Annotated in this window: 1 protein-coding gene; it reads right to left on the bottom strand. The window is 69.7% G+C overall.

Annotation, left to right across the window (positions count from 1 at the left end; translation table 11 throughout):
- Positions 1-492: 492 nt before the first annotated feature.
- Positions 493-657: a hypothetical protein gene (locus tag Pma05_RS42150; RefSeq protein ID WP_203863150.1), complete on the bottom strand. Its 165-nt coding sequence runs from the start codon at positions 655-657 to the stop codon at positions 493-495.
- Between the last annotated feature and the right edge of the window lie 203 nt (positions 658-860).

Below are 860 nucleotides of genomic sequence, written 5' to 3'. Positions count from 1 at the left end.
GTGGTGGTGGTACAGGCCGGGTTGAGCACGTAAAGGACTTGTCCACGGCAGAACCGTTGTGCCTGCCAGACTTCGCGGCTGTCGAGGCGGCGAGCCGGGTCACCGCCAGCGGGTGTACCGGGTTCGAGTCGGATCGGGGTCGGCAGGTCGCAGATCGGTGCATATCCGCCGACGTGCGCGGCCCTGGTCCCGTCGACCAGCAGCCCAGGATCCCCGCGCCCGGAGGGAGACCGTGGTGCTTACGCCGGCACGTACCGACACCAGATGGAACTCGGCCACACCCATGCCGAGGAAACACACCACGGCATCGTCGCCGTCCATGTTGAGTGCGTAGCAGTCGTAGATCAACGGCAGCCTCGCGTCGCCGGGTACCGCCAGGTGGGCGTGAGTCGGTCGTCGTAGCAGATGAGTGCGTGCCGGGACAGCTGACCCGGCCCGAACAGGGCTTTGTCGAAGTACCCCGCCCAGCTTCGGCCCGTCGACGGTTCAGATCTACCCGTTCGGCCAGCGACCGCGCATCCGGGCGGCGACCAGCGGTAGCCTGCCCGCCGGGCAGCGGCTGCACGAACGACGGCTCCACGCAGCGTCGAGCACGATCTGCCGGACGCCACTGGCGGTGGCAACGAGCCGGCGGCCGTACCGGCGTCGCTCATTCATGCGCGCACCACACCGCCAACAGGCCACCGTCGGGCCCGACCCGACCGCGTCCCGGTTCAGACACCGGCGCAGCACGCCCGCTCGTCGTAACGGCTGGACCAGCAACTGGGCAGCGCAAGCCGCCGCGCGAGGTCGGCGTCGTCCCCTGCACCTCGTCCGACACCACAATCACACGCGGCTCACCCCGACCGAACGGCCCGACC

This window comes from Plantactinospora mayteni, from assembly GCF_016862935.1.
Classification (GTDB): domain Bacteria; phylum Actinomycetota; class Actinomycetes; order Mycobacteriales; family Micromonosporaceae; genus Plantactinospora; species Plantactinospora mayteni.
This window is presented reverse-complemented; position numbering and strand designations above follow the sequence as displayed.